The 18,026-nt window shown below is 40.4% G+C and carries 16 protein-coding genes, 1 tRNA gene and 1 pseudogene; 14 read left to right on the top strand and 4 right to left on the bottom strand.

The window, feature by feature from the left end; translation table 11 throughout:
- A pseudogene (locus B4H39_RS00655) lies at positions 1-638 on the top strand (hypothetical protein); the annotation flags it as partial.
- A gap of 807 nt (positions 639-1,445) precedes the next feature.
- Positions 1,446-1,973 carry a YqeG family HAD IIIA-type phosphatase gene (locus B4H39_RS00650; RefSeq protein WP_251422972.1) on the top strand — a complete coding sequence of 176 codons (528 nt, stop codon included), beginning with the start codon at positions 1,446-1,448 and terminating at the stop codon, positions 1,971-1,973.
- Positions 1,974-2,237: 264 nt separating this feature from the next.
- Here B4H39_RS00650 and zwf read toward each other — a convergent pair whose 3' ends face one another.
- Together zwf and B4H39_RS00640 are read right to left on the bottom strand one after the other, a co-directional pair.
- Positions 2,238-3,725, bottom strand: a complete 1,488-nt coding sequence (gene zwf / locus B4H39_RS00645) for a glucose-6-phosphate dehydrogenase (RefSeq protein ID WP_202230344.1) — start codon at positions 3,723-3,725, stop codon at positions 2,238-2,240.
- 23 nt (positions 3,726-3,748) lie between these two features.
- On the bottom strand, positions 3,749-3,928 hold the full coding sequence (locus tag B4H39_RS00640) for a hypothetical protein (RefSeq protein ID WP_202230343.1): 180 nt from the start codon (positions 3,926-3,928) through the stop codon (positions 3,749-3,751).
- A gap of 108 nt (positions 3,929-4,036) precedes the next feature.
- Between B4H39_RS00640 and B4H39_RS00635 the strand changes: the two genes are divergently transcribed.
- From B4H39_RS00635 to B4H39_RS00615, 5 genes are all read left to right on the top strand, one after another.
- A complete protein-coding gene (locus B4H39_RS00635) occupies positions 4,037-4,882 on the top strand; it encodes a sulfite exporter TauE/SafE family protein (RefSeq protein ID WP_202230342.1) in 846 nt (281 codons plus the stop codon).
- Positions 4,879-5,247, top strand: a complete 369-nt coding sequence (locus B4H39_RS00630; protein ID WP_202230341.1) for a DUF1634 domain-containing protein — start codon at positions 4,879-4,881, stop codon at positions 5,245-5,247. The genes B4H39_RS00635 and B4H39_RS00630 overlap by 4 nt, the downstream gene beginning before the upstream one ends.
- A gap of 47 nt (positions 5,248-5,294) precedes the next feature.
- Positions 5,295-5,377 (top strand) — tRNA-Leu (locus B4H39_RS00625).
- A gap of 53 nt (positions 5,378-5,430) precedes the next feature.
- A complete protein-coding gene (locus tag B4H39_RS00620) occupies positions 5,431-5,637 on the top strand; it encodes a hypothetical protein (RefSeq protein WP_202230340.1) in 207 nt (68 codons plus the stop codon).
- A 10-nt stretch (positions 5,638-5,647) separates the two neighbouring features.
- On the top strand, positions 5,648-6,532 hold the full coding sequence (locus B4H39_RS00615; RefSeq protein ID WP_251422969.1) for an NAD(P)-dependent oxidoreductase: 885 nt from the start codon (positions 5,648-5,650) through the stop codon (positions 6,530-6,532).
- A 115-nt stretch (positions 6,533-6,647) separates the two neighbouring features.
- On the opposite strand, the gene B4H39_RS00610 is transcribed toward B4H39_RS00615, so the two are convergent.
- Complete coding sequence (locus B4H39_RS00610; RefSeq protein ID WP_251422966.1) at positions 6,648-7,913, bottom strand: hypothetical protein; 1,266 nt, start codon at positions 7,911-7,913, stop codon at positions 6,648-6,650.
- Between the two features lie 191 nt (positions 7,914-8,104).
- On the bottom strand, positions 8,105-9,793 hold the full coding sequence (gene argS, locus B4H39_RS00605; RefSeq protein ID WP_251422963.1) for an arginine--tRNA ligase: 1,689 nt from the start codon (positions 9,791-9,793) through the stop codon (positions 8,105-8,107).
- 289 nt (positions 9,794-10,082) lie between these two features.
- Between argS and argR the strand changes: the two genes are divergently transcribed.
- The 7 genes from argR to ruvA all read left to right on the top strand — a co-directional run bounded on the left by argR (position 10,083) and on the right by ruvA (position 17,829).
- The gene (gene argR / locus B4H39_RS00600) at positions 10,083-10,529 is read left to right on the top strand and encodes an arginine repressor (RefSeq protein WP_202230336.1); all 447 of its coding nucleotides are present in this window, start codon (positions 10,083-10,085) and stop codon (positions 10,527-10,529) included.
- Positions 10,519-10,860, top strand: coding sequence for a YlbF family regulator (locus tag B4H39_RS00595; RefSeq protein ID WP_202230335.1), 342 nt, complete (start codon positions 10,519-10,521; stop codon positions 10,858-10,860). Before argR ends, B4H39_RS00595 begins: the two co-directional genes overlap by 11 nt.
- A gap of 103 nt (positions 10,861-10,963) precedes the next feature.
- Positions 10,964-13,471, top strand: coding sequence for a DNA mismatch repair protein MutS (gene mutS / locus B4H39_RS00590; RefSeq protein WP_251422960.1), 2,508 nt, complete (start codon positions 10,964-10,966; stop codon positions 13,469-13,471).
- A gap of 58 nt (positions 13,472-13,529) precedes the next feature.
- On the top strand, positions 13,530-14,204 hold the full coding sequence (locus tag B4H39_RS00585; RefSeq protein ID WP_202230333.1) for a hypothetical protein: 675 nt from the start codon (positions 13,530-13,532) through the stop codon (positions 14,202-14,204).
- Between the two features lie 157 nt (positions 14,205-14,361).
- Positions 14,362-16,260, top strand: coding sequence for a DNA mismatch repair endonuclease MutL (gene mutL / locus B4H39_RS00580; RefSeq protein WP_251422944.1), 1,899 nt, complete (start codon positions 14,362-14,364; stop codon positions 16,258-16,260).
- A gap of 16 nt (positions 16,261-16,276) precedes the next feature.
- On the top strand, positions 16,277-17,239 hold the full coding sequence (locus B4H39_RS00575) for a glycosyltransferase (protein ID WP_251422941.1): 963 nt from the start codon (positions 16,277-16,279) through the stop codon (positions 17,237-17,239).
- Positions 17,239-17,829: a Holliday junction branch migration protein RuvA gene (gene ruvA, locus B4H39_RS00570; protein ID WP_251422938.1), complete on the top strand. Its 591-nt coding sequence runs from the start codon at positions 17,239-17,241 to the stop codon at positions 17,827-17,829. The genes B4H39_RS00575 and ruvA overlap by 1 nt, the downstream gene beginning before the upstream one ends.
- Positions 17,830-18,026: the final 197 nt, after the last annotated feature.

The raw sequence follows: 18,026 nt of genomic DNA, 5'->3' as shown, positions 1-18,026 counted from the left end.
GTTCTATCGATAACAACTGGGGGAACCCGGGACAAGATGATAATGTCCAACCCGACCAAATCAACTTTAGCATCATGGCACCGGGGACCATCTTTACTATGGCCGGGGAGCAGTATCGTTATTTGGAGAATATGGGGAACCGTAACCATATGATTATCCGTAATAGTGTATTTATAAATGTTGCTTTTCCTAACACAAATCAGCGTCTTACCGACTATTATAATAATCTTGATTCATCGGTTCAATCTATGATACAACCTGTATCTATACCATCTCCAGCACCTAGTGTAGCGGATGGAGATATTATTTTTACAGGCAATCGTTGGCTACCTACAAATCTCCATGATTTTCCCGATGTAGCGGCTGATGTGACTCAGGTTGATTCAAGTGGTAGTCGCCAAGCCTTTGTTCTCTCCTTAGCAGATGTTGCTCGTCTATCAGGACCAGGCCGTGCTTTTCCTAATCATGCAGAACGCGGTCTTCCTGTTGATGATACTTGGGCTTGGCTTCGGACTCCTGGAGCTCATCCGGGTTACATGTGGTCTGTTCTGGCGAATGGAGCTGTAACTGGATTCCGCGATGTAAATCATAATGTTTGGTATGGAGGACTGCGCCCGGCCCTCATCGTTCGTCAATAAAACTCCAAATACAGCTGGCGTATAAGCTTAAGTAAATATGTAAAGAAAAAAAGTCCTCAATATACATGAATGCGATATTGAGACCTTTTTTATTTTATAGCTGGTAATTTTACTTTGCTTAAAACTCTTTAAACAAAAAAACATAAGCATTATTGGAGTTTCTCATCAAACCTAAAGTTTTGACCCAGTGCATCCTTGGTTGTTGTGTAAGACCTAAACTTATAAATCAGAGGGCGCCATCTATCAACAATAATACGCTCATTCTTTGTCAGAAGAGAGTCGGTTATAGGAATGATTTGCTAGGTATTCTTTAAATAGAAAAAGAAAATCCATATAATTAAGGCAGTTGAGGGAAGTAATTTCCCAATCCCCTCTAAATAAAAAGTTAAAAATAATAGTCCGAGAAAGATTAGTCCCAAGCCCCATGCGTACAGTAAGAAGAACTTAGAAATTTTCTTATTTTGTCTCCGTCTTCTAGAAATTAAAGGTTTTACTACAAATTCGTTAGCCCCAAAATAGTAGGCGCCCAAGCAAAACATAAGTATGAGAATAAGTACAAGTGTAGACATAAAAATAATCCTATTTAGAGATTTTTTCTGAATATTTATTGATGATTCTATCAATTTTCCTACGCACTGTCAATCTTGTTTAAGTTCGCCATGAGAAAAATGGGTTCCTATGTATGGGTTTGGAAAAATTATAAGATAATCGATGAATACAGGGAGAGCTATTCTGGGCTAAAAAGAGTTTGTTACAGTAATTGAGTAAGGAAGGGAGAAAAGTAAAGAGAAATGTTATAATAAATGTATGAAACTTGTGAATTATAAACCAGACTATCTTTTAGAAGCTGTGTATAACTTGGATGTGGAAAACTTAAAGAAGAAGGACATTCGAGGAATCATGGTTGATTTAGACAATACACTTATTGCTTGGAACAATCCAGATGGTACACCAGAGCTGCATCACTGGCTAAAAACTATGCGAGAAAATGATATAAAGGTCATTGTTGTCTCCAATAATAAACACGAAAGAGTTCAGCGCGCAGTTGCTAAATTTGATGTTGACTTTGTATCACGGGCGATGAAACCCTTTGCGTGGGGAATTCACAAGGCACTGACTAAACTTGAAGAGGAACCGGACCATGTGATTATGGTTGGTGACCAGCTGATGACTGATATTCGGGCTGCCCATCGTGCAGGCGTGCGTAGCATTCTAGTCAAACAGTTGGTTGCCTCTGATGCCTGGAGTACTAAATTTAACCGTTGGCGTGAACGGCGAATGTGGAAAAAATTAGTTCGAAGATACGGGCAGCCGGAGTGGAAAAAAAGGCTATGACCTGTGTTGTGCAGTTTTTTATGCTATTGTTTCAGAGATTTTCCACTGAATTTTTTGATTTATCCCAAGTTTTCCACAGTTTTACACACCTTATTCACAAAAGTGTGGAAAACTGTGAATAAAAATGTGGAAAAAGGAATAAATTTGACTACTTTGAGATGAAATATCAAAAAAACGCTTAACTACAGCATTTTTGTGCATGTAGTAAGGCGTTTTTTTTAAGCTTTAGGGACTGATGTAACATTTGTTTTTAGGTTATTCTTTTTACATTAATCCACGTTCTTTATACCACTTATCCGGTTGCCAAATCCAATGCCTACCATCTTTTTCGAGAAGATCAAAGGCTTCTTGAGGTCCCATGGTAGCTGCTGGGTATTTAGGCAACTCGTGATGTGCCTTGTCCCAAGCTTGACGAATAACATCAATCAGCTCCCAAGAACGAGAAACTTCCTCCCAATGTGAAAAGTTCGTTCCGTCTCCATTGAGAACATCAAGAATTAATTTCTCATAAGCCTCAGGAGAATTTCCTAGGATTGTAGCATCGTGCCGATAGCCCAACTTGATAGGAGCAATATTAAATCCTTGCCCGACCTCTTTACCATTAACAGTAAGAGAGAATCCTTCTGTAGGCTGGATATAGATAGTGAGTACATTTTCTTCAAGAGTTGTTTCAAAGATATTGTTAGGGTCTTGTTTGAAGACGATATTGATGCGTGTTCCTTTTTCTGTCAAACGCTTTCCACTTCGGACATAGAAAGGAACACCGGCCCAGCGTTCATTGTCAATGAGGAACTTTCCTGCGACAAAGGTCTCAGTGTTAGAGTCCGGTGCAACAGAAGGCTCAGAACGATATGCTGGGAATGCTTTTCCGTCAATTGTCCCTTCAACATATTGTCCTGGGATAAATGCCTCCAGAGCTTCCTGCTCAGAGTATTGCCTAATGCTATGTAGGGCTTTAACTTTTTCTGCCAGGATGCTCTCTTGTGTAAAGGACTTGGGTTTTTCCATAGCGAGCAGAGCTAGAACCTGCAAGACATGATTTTGAATCATATCTTTGAGCGCACCACTTGTTTCATAGTAGCCGCCACGATCTTCAACTCCGATGCTTTCAGCAAATGTAATCTGTATATTGTCGATGTGGTCTTTGTCCCATATTGACTCAAACATTTGGTTGGCAAAACGGATAGCTGAAACAGATTGGATCATTTCTTTTCCAAGGTAGTGATCGATGCGGAAGGTTTGATCTTCTCTAAAGACATCTTTCAGTGCAGTATTCAGTGCTTGGGCTGTTTCTAAATCACTTCCGAAAGGTTTTTCGATAATGACGCGTTCAAAGCCTTTCCCTGTCAGAATCTTTTCTGATTTGAGATGGTTAGCAATGATTGAGAAAAATTGCGGCGCCATAGCCAGATAGAAGACCTGATTACAGTTGGTATTATACTTTTCTCGGAGTCGATCTCCAAGCTCTTTGAGGGCGTGATAGTGGCTGGTATCATTTACATCATGACTTTGATAGTAGAAATGGCTTGAGAAGTCAGCGAGTTCTTTTTCGTTGTTGCTTAAACCAGATAAAGATTCGATAATGATTTGGCGATAGTACTCATCCGTCCATGGACGGCGCGCAGTACCGATTACTGCAAAATTTTCAGCAATTTCGCCTTTTTTATAAAGTTGGAAAAGGGCGGGGTAAAGTTTACGTTTAGCGAGGTCACCAGTTGCCCCAAACATTGTAAAAAGTACTTGTTTACTCATAAGTTTCTTCTTTCTATTGATTGTCAAACATCATTTTCAGCATAGTCGATATAGGTATCAACATAGTCCAGATAGTCTTTGCTCAGCTGTGCCTTGATATCCTGATATTCAGCTTCTGTATAGTCACGTTCAGCAATTTTAGCACGATAAAAAGGCAAGTTTAATTCTTTTTGGAGTCTCTTTTCAAGCTCTTTGCGATTCATAACGATTCCCTTATATTAGAAAAATTTACTACTAAGAAAATTATATCACAATTGAGTGGCGAACCTTTGAGCTGAGATTCTTTTGAGTTAAAGTGATAAAATAGAGCTATGTCTTTATTAACTTTTACATTCTCCATGCTTTTACTTGGCGTAGTTGCTGGTATTGTAGGAAGTGTTTTAGGTCTCGGCGGTGGAATTATTATTACACCCATTATCACTTCCTTTTTTGGTGTTGATATAAAATATGCGATTGGGGCGAGTATTGTCGCCGTTATCGCTACAAGTTCAGGCGCTGCCATTTCTTATTTAAAGGATGATCTGGTCAATGTTCGGGTCGCCATGTTCTTGGAAATTTTTACCACGATTGGCGGATTACTGGGGGCGATTTTGGCCGGCTTGTTTAATGCTGCGGTATTAAATATCCTTTTTGCTTGTTTATTGATTTTTCAAGCCTACAATATGTGGCGCAAGCTACATCAAGGTGAGAAAGTCTTGCAAAATGTCACCTCAGACAAGTGGGCAGAAAAGATGAAGCTAAATTCCTCTTACTTTGATAAGCAAACAGGAAAAGAAGTCGTGTATCAAGTGGAAAAGGTTCCAGAGGGAGCTTCCATTATGTTTGGTGCAGGAATAGCTTCTGGTCTTTTAGGTATAGGTTCAGGGGCATTTAAGGTTTTGGCAATGGATACAATGATGAAGATGCCACTCAAACCGTCAACGGCAACCTCAAATCTCATGATTGGAGTAACTGCGGCAGCTTCAGCGACGGTCTACTTTTTTAATGGTTACATTAATCCTTCCTTAGCAGGGCCTTTAGCTATAGGTATCGTAGCCGGTGCAGCCATTGGTTCGCGCATCATGCCACATTTGCCTGCTCGGACGATTCGCTTGATATTTATCCCTGTAATTGGTCTTATGGCCCTACAAATGATACTCAAAGGACTTGGTTTATGACGGAAGAAAAAGAAAAATTACTTGAGATTGAACTCAGAATAGGAAAGATTTTAAGGGCGGGTGTATTTGTTAGCTCGGCGGTTATCATTATTGGTTTGGTGATGTTTGTTTTCACAGGATATTCTGGTTATCCAGGGACGACTTATCCACGGGGCTTGTCAGAAATTGCAAGGGGACTTGTTGAATTTAAAGCCTTTGCCTGGCTTATGGCTGGTCTCTTTCTTTTGATTTTGACTCCTATACTTCGTGTGCTGGCCTCTATTTTTGCCTTCGCAAAAGAGGGTGATAAAATGTATATTTTTATCACGATGATGGTACTTGCAGTACTGGTTTTAGCGATTTTTTTAGGACACACAGGCGTGTAAGCTATTTCTTGCAAAACACTATTGAAACTGGTATCATAGGTAGTGCTGGGGGAGTGGTGGAATGGCAGACACGCATGCTTCAGGTGCATGTGCTCGCAAGGGCGTGGGGGTTCAAATCCCCTCTCCCCCATAATCAGTTACAATCTCGCTTGGGCGGGATTTTTTTGTTTAAGAGGTGAAGATATGGTGAGAAGACTGACAAAAGAAGAACTACAGGACTTGATTGATGCCAATCCTCTACGTGGGCTTGCTAATATAGGAGAGGAAGTAGGCTTAACGCGTGTCGGGATTGAAAAATTGCTGAAAAGCTATAAGTTGGAAGATTATCGCAACCAAAAAATAAAAACCTTACGTCGAACAGCAGCAAGGCAAAGAAGATTGAACAAATAAAGGAGAAATCATGGCAAAAATCGGATTTATCGGTACAGGAGTAATGGGCGCAGCAATGGCAGGTCACCTGCTCGATGCAGGCAATGAACTGTTCGTCTATAACAGGACAAAAGCAAAAACAGATGATTTAGTAGCGCGTGGAGCAACTTACTGCGCGACACCCCAAGAGATTGCGGAAGCAGCCGATATTGTTTTTTCTATTGTGGGCTATCCGCAAGATGTTCGCGAAATTTACTTCGGCGAAAAAGGAGTATTTAAGGCGGATATACAAGGCATGTTTTTGGTAGATATGACAACATCAGAGCCAGCTTTGGCACAAGAGATTTATCAGGCTGCAAAAGAAGCGGGAGCTTCGGCTTTAGATGCACCAGTATCAGGAGGAGACATTGGGGCAAAGAACGCCAACTTGACGATTATGGTAGGTGGTGATGAAGAAGCCTATGCGCACCTCTTGCCTTATTTTGAAACTATCGGAAAAACCATCACACGACAAGGTGCAGCAGGAGCGGGCCAACATACTAAAATGGCCAATCAAATTGCCATTGCTGGAACGATGACAGCTATGACAGAACTGATGGTTTATGCAGATAAAGCAGGTTTAGATGTAGAAAAAGTCCTTCAAACAGTAGGAGGCGGCTCTGCAGCCACTTGGTCAATGACTAACTATGCGCCGCGTATTTTACGTGAGGACTTTAGTGCGGGTTTCTTTGTTAAGCATTTTATTAAAGATTTGGGGATTGCTCTATCTGAGGCTGAAAAAATGGGGATTGAACTTCCTGCTACAGCAGGGGCGAAGAAACTTTATGACCGTTTAGCAGAGGAAGGTTATGAAAACGACGGCACACAAGCGCTGATTAAACTTTGGTGGCCAGAAGGCGTAAGACCGAATAAGTAAAAACTATTAAAAATCCACTGGACAGTGAGGTTGCGCCAGTGGATTTTTTTTGAGTCATTTGGGGATTGCGCTTAGCTTTTTAGAGCTTAGAAAAGTGGAAAAGAGCTTTCTTACTTTAGTTTTTTGCAGAACCATTGCTATGTCCAGGTGTTGCATTGAGTCCTTGCGCTTCTCCAATGGTCATATAGGTGTAATTTCCAGGTTTTTTCACCATGCGATAGTATTTGTTAGAGTTACTACGATAGAAAACCATTCCTGGTGCCGCCGTTGTCCAGCCGCCAGAAGTTACTGGAGCACTGTTTGCTGAATTTATTTCGTTTTGTGCTTTTCTTGCAGCCTCTTGTGCAGCTTTTTCCTCTGCTTGACGTTTTGCTTCGGCTTTCTGTGCGGCTTGCTCAGCTGCTTTACTTTCTCTTTGCTTAGCACCTGTTAAGTAGGTTGCTAAATCAGAGTTGGCCTTTTCTACAGCTTTAGATGTCTTCGCTTGGTTGACAGCTTTGACAAGCTTTTGCAATTCGGTCTTATCTGTTGCTTCCGTATAGACTGAAGCTTGTAGTTTTTCAGCTGTTGAAATATTTTCTTGGGCTTTATCCTTGGCGTTTTTGAGGGCGCGTGCTTCCTTAACTTCTTGAATACGCAACTTTGCAGTGCTAACTTTTTCGGTTAATTCATTTGCTAAGTCTTTGATTGCATCAGATTTTTTTGCAGCTTTTGTACTTTTGACGAGTTTATCTAATTCATTCCGATTTTCTTTTGGTAAATCCTTGTCTTTAAGAGTTTCTTCTGCTAAATTTAATGCTTCTGTGCGAGAATTATGTGCCTCGACCAAGAACATTTCTTCTTCAAATTTTGATTTATAATCTGAAAAATTTTGATAAGAGTTGGCTTGTTTTTGATAACTTTCAAGCAGTTTTTTGTCTGTTGGTGAAATATTTTTATCCGTTGATAGCGTTTGAGCTTGCTGAAGGAGCTCTTCAATGCTTTGACTTTCTGTAGCGGCTTTCTTAGACAGTGCTTCTAAAGCTTGTGCTTCTTTCTCTATTTTTTGAGGATGAAGCCAAATTTCTTTTATTTTAGCTGTATCAGCAGTTTCTCTCGAAATAGCTTCTGTTGTTTCTTTTGAAACATAACCCTGTTTATTTTGATTGAGGGCTTCTTCTGCTTGAATAAGATGGTTACGTGCTTCATTTAGAGCATTAGCATGGATATAGTAGCCTACAGGCATGCTGAGGCTAAGTACTGCAGCACCAATGAGCAAAACTTTTTTCGTTTTCGTTGTATTTTCTCGGAAGTTTTTTGCTGACGATTCTACAAAGTGATTGAATTTTTTCCGATAACGTTTAAATTTAGTTGGTGATATGGGGTTAAAGTTAGACATCATTACTTCTCTTTGTGATTATTATTTTTTGGATGTTTATAAAAAAATCCCAGCTTGATTTTATCAAAAAAGAAAAACAGCTAAATGTTTTTACAGTATGAGTAATAAAATACACGCAAAAAATGAGCCAAAAGATTTTGATGCTATTCTCAGCTCATTTTAAAATTATTTTGTAATTTTGAAAGTTTTAAACCTTACATCTCCTCCGGCGCTTCAACACCAAGCAGACGCAAAGCTTCTTTTAAGACGATAGCAGTAGCGCTAGCAAGCGCTAAACGTGCTTGAAGTCCCTCGTTTTCCTCGAGAATACGCACATGAGCATAGTACTTATTGAAAGCCTGTGCCAATGAGATAGAGTATTTCGCGATAATAGAAGGTTCATATTTGTCAGCTGCACGCTTAACAACGTTACCAAAGTCTTGGAGTAATTTAACGATTTCCCAAGCTTCTGAAGGAATGTCTTCAATACTAACTTGGCTTGGGACATAGTTGGCTTTACGCAAGATTGAACAGATACGTGCATAGGCATATTGAACATACGGACCTGTTTCACCTTCAAATGAAACCATGTCCTCAAGATTAAAGTCATAGCCATTGTTACGATCAGCTTTCAAGTCGTAGAACTTCACAGCGCCAACTCCAACTTGTTGTGCAACCTGTTCTTTGTTTGGCAAATCAGGATTTTTATCATTGATTTGTTTGAGCGCACGTTCAACGGCTTCGTCAAGAGCAGTTTCGAGTTTAACTACATGCCCTTTACGTGTTGAGAATTTTTTCCCGCCTTGAGTAACCATACCGAAAGAAACGTGGGTCATGTCGTCAGACCAGTCATAACCAGCTTCTTTAAGTACCGCCTTCAACTGCTTGAAGTGGTTTTGCTGCTCGCCACCAACGACATAAAGTGATTTCACAAAGTCGAAAGTTGCTTTACGATACATTGCAGTTGCTAAATCACGTGTGATATACAATGTTGCACCATCAGTTTTCTTAATCAAAGCTGGATTAAGATTGTATTTTTCAAGGTCAACTACCATGGCTCCCTTGGACTCATACATGAGCCCTTTGGATTCTAGGTCTTCGACTACAGCATCCATCTTGTCAGAGTAGAAAGATTCGCCTGTAAAATGGTCAAAGTCAATACCTAATTTTCCATAGATGCGGTTAAACTCAATCAAGCTGACATCAGAGAACCATTTCCAGATGCGGAGGGCTTCCTCGTCCCCTTGTTCCATTTTAAGAAACCAAGCACGACCTTCTTCGTCAACAGAAGGATCTTCTTTTGCTTCGGCATTAATTTGGACATAGAGTTTCAGCAGCTCGTCAATAGGATTTGCGGTAATTGTTGCTTCATCACCATATTTTTTATAGGCTGTGATTAGGAGACCAAATTGTTTACCCCAGTCCCCCAAGTGATTAATCTTGATGGTGTTGTAACCAATCTTTTCGTAAATTTTTGAAAGCGAATCCCCAATAACTGTTGAACGCAAGTGCCCAATAGAGAAAGGTTTCGCGATATTTGGAGCTGACATGTCAATAGGAACATTAGCACCGTGGCCGATGTTTTGGTCACCATAGTCTTCTTTTTCAGTGATGACTTCATTGATGACTGCTGTAGCAACAGCTTTCTTGTCAAGGAAGAAGTTCACGTAAGGACCAGTAGCAACTACTTTATCAAAGCCAGTAGCATCAACGTTCTCAGCGATTTCACCAGCAATAACTTGTGGAGCTTTACGCATGGACTTTGCTAAACTGAAAGCTGGAAATGCGATATCTCCCATTTCTGATGATTTTGGTTTTTCAAGCAAATTTTCGATTTGTTCAAGTTCAAGCGCACCGTCAAGGGCGGTGAACAAAGATTTTGCTGCTAATAGTTTTTCATTCATAGAATAATTATACCATAATAGAAATAAAAAAGTATAGTGCTTGAGGTGGTGTTTTTAAGGTATGTAAGTTGAATGAGTCAAAGAATTACAGGATGAAGTGCTTTTTTGTTTTCATGCATGTTTTTTAGAAAAACCATGAATTTTTTCGGCTGTTAAAAAGAATAATTTAAGTTTTTGTGTATTTTTATGCAATTTTAGAAGGGGGAGAAATAAAGAAAAGCGGTGAGCGCTGATATTGTAGGTTCTTCTCCTTATATTTTGTTGAGTATTTTTATGCTATAATAGGTGCATGAAAAGAGAAGAACGATTAGACTTAATTAAACAGATTATCTCTGAAAATCAGATTGCGACACAAGAAGAATTACAAAGTGTTTTGGAGTCAAAAGGGGTAAAGATTACTCAGGCAAGCTTATCGCGTGACATTCGTGAGTTACACATCATAAAAAAGCGTGAGGGAGGGAAGAGCTTTTATGTTTTTTTAACAGAGCTCAATGCACCTTCACAATCCTTATTGCAACAATATTTTAGCAATTTTGTTTTAAAAGTCTCCTTTGCCAGTGTTAATGTGGTTGTACACACGCACTTGGGGGAGGCAGATCTTTTAGCTAATGCTTTTGATGATGAAAAGCGTCCCGAGATTTTAGGAACCTTAGCCGGTGCAGATACCCTACTTTTAATCTGTAAAGATGAACAGGCAGCTCGTGATTTGGCTTTGGAGATTGAAGATGCCCTATAAAACAAGCAAAGAAAAATTGATTGCTCAAATTCTTGACTTGGATTATGTAAAGAGCTTTCAAAAAGCTGAAACAGCCCTACAGGCAGAAAAGGGACTTTTTGAGCAGCAAAAGAAAATGAAAGAGTTACAGAAAGAAGCTGTTCTCTATCAAAAAATAGGTAAAAAACAGGCCTTTAGAGAAACTTCGAGTACCGCACAAAGTATACATGAATCCTTGAAAAATGAACCATTAGTCGAGGATTATCTCCTAAAAATGCAGCCTGTTGATGCCCTTTTGCAATACGTTACAGGAGAAATAGAAAGAAAAGTCAATGAGGCTTTGGAAAGATGAATATTTAAAATAAAGGTCTTCAGGGCCTTTTTTTGTTTTAGCTTTGCCCTTAATCCGTATGTTATAATGGAAATAAAGAATTTTCAAAGGAAAGAAGAATAACATGGCTGAAAAAATTTCACCAGGAATGCAGCAATATCTTGATATCAAAGCTGATTATCCAGATGCTTTCTTGCTCTTTCGTATGGGAGATTTTTATGAACTTTTTTATGAAGATGCGGTAAATGCAGCGCAAATTTTAGAACTTTCTCTCACCTCGCGGAATAAGAATGCAGAAAATCCTATCCCAATGGCTGGTGTGCCCTATCATTCAGCAGATCATTATATTGAGCAATTAGTCAGTCTGGGACATAAGGTTGCTGTTGCCGAGCAAGTGGAAGATCCTAAAACTGCGGTGGGTATTGTTAAACGTGCCGTAACGCAAGTTATCACACCAGGAACGGCTGTTGATGTCGGGCAAACAACAGACAATAATTTTTTAGTCGCTCTTGACAAGGGAGATGAAAAGTATGCCCTGGCTTACATGGATTTATCAACGGGAGAATTTAAAGCAACCCAACTTTCAGATTTCTCGACAACTTTGAGTGAAATTTCCTCGCTCAAAGCGCGTGAGATCGTGGTGGGTTACGCGTTAAAGGCTGATGATAGACAAATCTTTGAGAAGCAAATGAATCTGATGGTTTCTGAGCAATTTGACTTTGAGGATATCCATTCGTCACTTTCAAGGCTTGAAAATCAAGTCGCTTCCAAGCTCTTGGCTTATGTCAAGCGTACACAGTTACGAGATTTGAGTCATTTGCAAGAAGTTGAGCATTATGAAATAAAAGATTTCCTACAGATGGATTTTGCGACAAAGTCTTCTCTTGAGTTAACAACAAATAAACGTGAAGGAAAGAAACATGGGACGCTTTATTGGTTGCTTGATGCGACTAAGACAGCCATGGGAACACGTTTGCTTCGTAGTTGGCTAGAGCGTCCTTTGATTTCCTCCAGTGAAATCACAAAACGTGCGGATATTGTGCAGCTCTTTTTGGACAATTTCTTTGAACGTGCGGATTTGATTGAGGCTCTTAAGGGGGTGTATGACTTAGAACGTCTTGCATCCCGCGTGTCTTTTGGTAAAGTTCTTCCAGTTGATTACTTGCAGTTAGAAAACTCTCTGTCAAATATCCCAGGGATTAAAAATGTCCTGTTGGCTATGAAGAATTCAGCCCTAGAACCACTGATTTCCCAGCTGGATGAAATCCCAGAGCTTATCCGTCTCATACATAATGCCATTGATGAATCGGCACAGCGTGTGATTACTGAAGGTGGTGTGATTAAGACGGGCTATAATGAACAACTGGATAAATACAGGGAAGCCCTCGCAAACGGGACTTCTTGGATAGCAGAACTTGAAGCCAAAGAAAAGGAAAAAACAGGTATCTCAACGTTACGTATTGACTTTAATCGCAAAGACGGTTACTATTTCCATGTTACTCAAAGTCAACTGGCCAGTGTTCCAGAATACTTTTACCGAAAAGCCACGTTGAAAAATTCAGAGCGCTTTGGTTCAAAAGAATTGGCTGAAATTGAAGAAATAATGTTGGAAGCGCGTGAAAAATCAAGCGTTTTAGAATATGATCTCTTTGCGCAAGTCCGTACAGAAACAGAGCAGTATATTTCACGTTTACAAAAAGTGGCGAAAGCCATTGCGAGCATTGACTGTCTACAAAGTTTGGCAACAATTGCTGAAAAATACCAGTATGTCCGTCCGGTTTTTACACAAGAGCGTCAAGTGAATATTGTTAATGGTCGTCATCCAGTTGTTGAGAGTGTTCTTGGTGCACAAGAATATGTCCCCAATGATATCAAGCTTCCTGAAGAAACAGCTATCCAGCTTATCACAGGACCAAACATGTCGGGGAAATCGACCTATATGCGGCAATTTGCAATGATTGTGATTATGGCACAAATAGGTTCATTTGTCCCAGCAGAGTTGGCTGAGCTCCCTGTTTTTGATGCAATTTTTACGCGCATCGGAGCAAGTGATAATTTGATCTCGGGTGAATCCACTTTTATGGTTGAGATGATGGAAGCTAATCATGCGATTCAGCATGCTACGGCGCATTCCTTGATTATTTTTGATGAGCTTGGACGTGGGACAGCAACATATGACGGGATGGCTCTCGCTCAGGCGATTATTGAGTACATTCATGACAATATTCATGCGAAGACGCTTTTTGCTACACACTACCACGAGTTAACAGATTTATCTGGGAGCCTTGAGGGGTTAGAGAATGTTCATGTTGCGACCTTGGAGAAGGGGGGAGATGTGACTTTCTTGCACAAAATAGCAGAAGGCCCAGCAGATAAATCGTATGGTATTCATGTTGCCAAAATTGCAGGTTTGCCGGCTCGCTTATTAGAGCGTGCGGACATCATCTTACAAAAACTGGAGAACAAACCGGTTGTGCGTCAAGCCTCTGAGGAAGAAAAAGAGCAGTTGAGTCTTTTTCCAGTTGAAGATAATCATCAAGAAATTATTGAAAGATTAAGAGAGATAAATTTGGACAATATGACTGCACGGGAAGCCCTGAACTTTTTGTGGGACCTCAGAGATGATTTGTAAGATTTTGCTTTTTTATGGTAGAATTACAGGGATAGATTGAATTTATAAGGAGAGAGATATGGAAAAAGATGAAATTAAGGACTTAGAAACGACAGAGGCCTCAGAAACCATAACAGATAAGAGAGAAGAAGTCGATACTGAAGTGAGTGAGAGAGAAAACTCAGAAAATGAGCAAGAGGAGCTTGTACTCTCAACGGTGGACGAACTAGAGAAGGTTGAGGAAGAAACAAGAGAAGAACCTCAGGTTGAAGTGGTTTTAGAAGAGGAAGAAGAAGTTCCAACGGTAGAAACAGCTGCTGGAAGAACAAGTGTTGAGCCCTCTCAAGATTCACAAAGCACTTATGCAGATGAGCCATTTTTGGCAGATAATCAAGTGAAATCAAAAATAGCTACTAAGTGGAATTGGGGAGCAATGGCGCTGCCTGTCTTCTTTGGTATTGCCAATCGTTCTTACCTGGGCTTGTTGAGCTTGCTAGTTATTGTGCCAGGTATTGGCTGGATTTTTGGTATTGCTTGGGCTATCGTCTTTGGTATCAACGGTGAGCGTTGGGCACTCCAAAATCCAGATAATCGTTATCGTGATGAAGAAGAATTTCGTAAAATTATGGATGGTTGGAATCGTGCAGGTTTAGTCGCCTTTATTATCGGTGTTGCAGCCGTAATCTTTATGCTACTTTTCTTTATCATGCTTGGTGCAGCAATATTTAGTAGTATTGATCAATTTCAATATTAAGCTAAATAAAATATCTAATAAGACCTCTCCAGTGTATCTTCGGAGGGGTTTTCTTTGTTACCAAAGGACCAAACACAAAGACTTTTGTCCTTTAAAGTATGCTATAATAATACTGACTATAAAAAATAGCATTTGCTTGGTTAGGAGGCCTGTATAAGTGGGAAAAATAATCGAACTTGATGAATCTCTGGCTAATCAAATAGCAGCTGGGGAAGTTGTCGAGCGTCCTGCTAGCGTTGTAAAAGAGCTAGTGGAAAACTCAATCGATGCTGGGGCTTCACGAATCATTGTGAAAATTCAAGAGAGTGGCTTACGTCTCATAGAGGTTGTTGATAACGGTTCTGGCATTGAAAAAGAGGATGTAGCCAAGGCTTTGAAACGCCATGCGACAAGTAAAATAAAAGACAAGGCGGATCTTTTCAAGATTCGTACTTTGGGTTTTCGCGGAGAAGCTATGCCCTCGATTGCTTCAGTCAGTGAGTTTTCTATAGAAACGAGTGTAACTGGAGAAGAGTCTGGTACGCGCTTGGTGAGTCATGGTGGAAAAGTGGATACTCTGGAAGATATTGCAAAACGAGAGGGCACAAAAATTACTGTCCAAAATCTTTTTTATAACACGCCTGCTCGTTTGAAATATATTCGTTCCTTGCAAGCCGAACTCAGCCACATCACGGATGTGATTAATCGGCAAAGCATGGCTCACCCTGAGGTTTCTTTTGCCTTGATTAACGAAGGGCGAGAATTGATGAAGACGGCAGGAAATGGTGATTTACGCCAAGTTATTGCGAGTGTCTATGGTTTGCCCACAGCGAAGAAGATGCTAAAAGTTGAGGCGGAAGACCTAGATTTTAGGATTTCGGGTTATGTGAGTTTACCAGAGCTTACACGCGCAAACCGTAATTATATTACTTTGATGATAAACGGTCGCTTTATCAAGAACTTTTTGCTTAATAGAGCAATCATTGAAGGTTATGGGAATCGTTTAATGGTTGGTCGCTTCCCGATCGTTGTCTTATCGATTGAGATTGATCCTCAGCTAGCTGATGTTAATGTTCACCCTACTAAGCAGGAAGTTCGCTTATCTAAAGAGCGTGAGCTGATGCGTTTGATTACAGAAGCTATTCAAAACGTTTTTGTTGAGGAAACGTTAATTCCTGATGCTTTAGAAAATTTGTCTTCCCGTCTCGTAAAACATGAAGACAGGCAAGAAACATTGCCAGAGAACAAGACAGCTAATCTTTACTACGATAAAGTGAGGCAAGATTTCTTTGTTGATACACATCAGGTTCGGGAGGAAAGTACCTTATCTCAAGTTGAACCTGTAGCCCCGCCAGAAACAGAAAAGGTAGTAGAACGTTCAATTTTTGAAGAACAAGAAGCACCAAGAGAGGAAAAGCCAGCAGAAAGTTTAGAGAAAGCAGAAAGAAAGCAAGCCTTTCCAGATTTAGAATATTTGGCACAACTGCACGCTACTTACTTACTCTGTCAGGCTGAGGATGGGCTTTATATCATTGACCAACATGCCGCCCAGGAACGTATTAAATATGAATACTGGCGTGAAAAAATTGGCGAGGTGAGCATGGATCAGCAGATACTGCTTGCGCCTTACATCTTTAGCTTGCCAAAGCATGATTTCTTGATGTTTTTAGATCGGAAAGGGGCTTTAGAAGAAGCGGGTATCTTCCTCGAAGAGTACGGAGAAAATCAGCTAATCCTAAGGGAACATCCCACATGGCTTCAGGAAAGTGATTTGGAAGAAACAGTTTACGAGATGATTGACGAGATTCTTTTGACCAAAGAGTTTTCAGTTAAAAAATATCGTCATGAACTGGCAACGATGGTAGCTTGCAAGAGCTCAATTAAGGCTAATCATCCTTTGGATGCGGCGTCAGCGCGTGCTTTGGTAGCAGAACTGGCAACTTGTGAAAATCCATATTCTTGCGCGCACGGACGTCCAACGATTGTTCACTTTAACAGTGGGGATATGGAAAAAATGTTCCGTCGCCGTCAAGAAGCACATCTCTCCAAAGCAGCCAGCTGGAAAAATTTAAATTAAAAAATAGGATAGGAAAATGACAACTTTATACATGGTAGTCCCTTGTTATAACGAGGAATTGGTGCTTGATGAAACATCTCGTCGCCTTGAAGAAAAATATAGGGCTTTAAAAGCAGCCGGAAAAATCGATGAGAAGAGTCGTGTTGTTTATGTTAATGATGGCTCACGTGATAAAACTTGGGAAAAAATTCAAGAAAAACATGCGGCAAATCCGATATTTAGTGGGATTAATCTTTCGCGAAATAGAGGGCATCAAAATGCGCTTTTAGCGGGCTTGATGCAGGTTAAAGACTTAGCTGATGCTGTAATTTCGATGGATGCGGATCTGCAAGATGATATTGATGCTATTGATGCGATGCTTGAAGAGTATGAAAAAGGTTATGAGGTCGTTTATGGTGTACGTGATAATCGTGATACAGACACAGCTTTTAAACGTCGTACGGCACTTGCTTTTTACGGTTTGATGAAAAAGTTAGGCAGTGAGTCAGTACCTAACTCAGCAGATTTTCGTCTTATGAGTCGCCGAGCTTTGAACGGTTTGGCTGCATATGGTGAGGTTAATCTCTTTTTACGTGGCATGGTACCACTCGTGGGATACAAGTCAACCAATGTTTATTATAAACGTGGGGAGCGCTTTGCGGGTGAAAGTAAGTACCCGCTTAAAAAGATGATAAGTTTTGCAATTGATGGTATCACTTCGACATCTGCAACGCCTATGCGTTTTATCTTCTGGACGGGTTTGACAATGTTTATGCTGGCCTTTGTTGCAGGCATCTACGTTGTGATTCGCCACTTTGCTGGGGGATTCCCTACAACAGGCTGGGCTTCTATCATTGTGGCCATTATTGGTCTGGGGGGGATTCAGCTTTTGGCTCTTGGGATTATCGGAGAATATATCGGTAAGATTTTCCTTGAGGTCAAGGCACGTCCGCGTTTTATCATCCAGGATTTTATCAATAAAGAAAGTGATGAAGACTAATGTATGAATACTTTCAAGGCCAGTTGGTCAAAATCACGCCGACCTACATTGTAGTAGATGTTGCGCATGTGGGCTATTTGATTAATGTGGCCAATCCTTATGCCTGGTCTAATCTGATGAACCAAGAAGTAAAAATCTATGTCCATCAAGTGATTCGCGAAGATGCACACAGCCTGTATGGTTTTACTGATGAGGCAGAAAAATCCTTGTTTTTGCGCTTAATTAGTGTATCGGGTATCGGTCCTAAGTCAGCTTTAGCTATTATCGCAGCAGATGATAATACAGGACTGGTTCATGCTATTGACAGTAGTGATATCAAATACTTGACCAAGTTCCCAGGGGTTGGTAAAAAGACAGCGATGCAGATGGTGCTGGATTTGGCAGGTAAGTTTGATGCAAGAGCTTCGGCGGAAATGGTGAAGGCGACAGCCAAGGATGAGAATCTTGCGCTGACGGAAGCTATTGAAGCCTTGCAAGCTTTAGGTTATAAGGCAACAGAACTCAAAAAGATTCAAAAGAAACTTGAAGCAGAAGTTGATCTGACCAGTGAAGAGTATATTAAAGCCGCGTTGAAGCTCATGATGAAGTAGTGCCCTAAAGAACCATAAAATAAGAGAAGAGGCTGATCAGCCTCTTTTTCTATTCTGATATCGTTTTGATTTTGATAAGAAAAAAATTATAATTATATCATACGAATGTTATTTAGTTTACAGGGAGATAACGAAACTCTTGACGAGGTAAAAGCAATGACCTATAATCAGACAGCAGAGCAGAGCAGAGCAGAGCA

The organism is Lactococcus sp. UBA7128 (assembly GCF_002492185.1).
GTDB classification, from domain to species: Bacteria; Bacillota; Bacilli; order Lactobacillales; family Streptococcaceae; genus Lactococcus; species Lactococcus muris.
The sequence above is the reverse complement of the archived record's forward strand: the minus strand, read 5'-3'. Positions and strand labels throughout refer to the sequence as shown.